Raw genomic sequence first — 708 nt, forward strand, 5'->3', positions numbered from 1 at the left:
GGCGCCGCGCACCGCGGCGGCCGCGTAGGCGGTCTGGGCGGCCTTGCGGGTGTGGCCGAGGGCGACGTGGCCCATCTCGTGGCCGAGCACGCCTTCGATCTCGTTGTCGCTCATCAGCTCCATCAGCCCGCTGTAGACGCGGATGCAGCCGTTGGCCATGGCCCAGGCGTTGACCTCCTCGGTGAGGTAGACCTTGTAGTTCACCGGCACGCCGTCGATCTGGTCGCCCAGGGCCTTGGCGATCTTGTCCAGGCGCTGGCCGTACTTGCTGTTGGCCGGGGCGATGCGGTTTTGCTGGTCGGACTCGGCGCAGGCCTGGTCGGCGACCTGGCGGACCTCGGCGTCGCTCAGGGTTGCAGCCTTCACCGCCATCATGCCGTGCTGCATGAGGTCACCCTGGGGCAGGTTCTGGCAGCCGGCCAGGGTGGCGCAGGCGAGGGCCAGGGCGGAAAGGGAAAGACGGGTCTTCATCGTGTGCTCCTTGCGATAGGTGGCGTTCCGTGCCGGACGGGCGTGTTCCGCCCGGTGCCGCGCGCCCGGTGGGGGTCGCGCGGCGGCGGATGATAGCGACTTGTGCCGTTCGTCGGAAGTCCCGCGAAGGCCGCAGGCCCGCCCTGGCGGGTGCGCAATGCGTCCCTGGCGTCAGTGGAAACCGCGCCAGGCGAGGTCGGCGCCGAGCAGCAGGAGACCGACGAAGAAGCAGCGCCT

General features: G+C 70.2%; 1 protein-coding gene. It reads right to left on the bottom strand.

The window, feature by feature from the left end:
* Positions 1 to 471: M48 family metalloprotease (locus FLO80_RS23620; RefSeq protein WP_147315969.1), on the bottom strand; the 471-nt coding region annotated here is incomplete at its 3' end.
* Positions 472 to 708: the final 237 nt, after the last annotated feature.

This window comes from Aquicoccus porphyridii (genome assembly GCF_008369105.1).
Taxonomy (GTDB): Bacteria; Pseudomonadota; Alphaproteobacteria; order Rhodobacterales; family Rhodobacteraceae; genus Aquicoccus; species Aquicoccus porphyridii.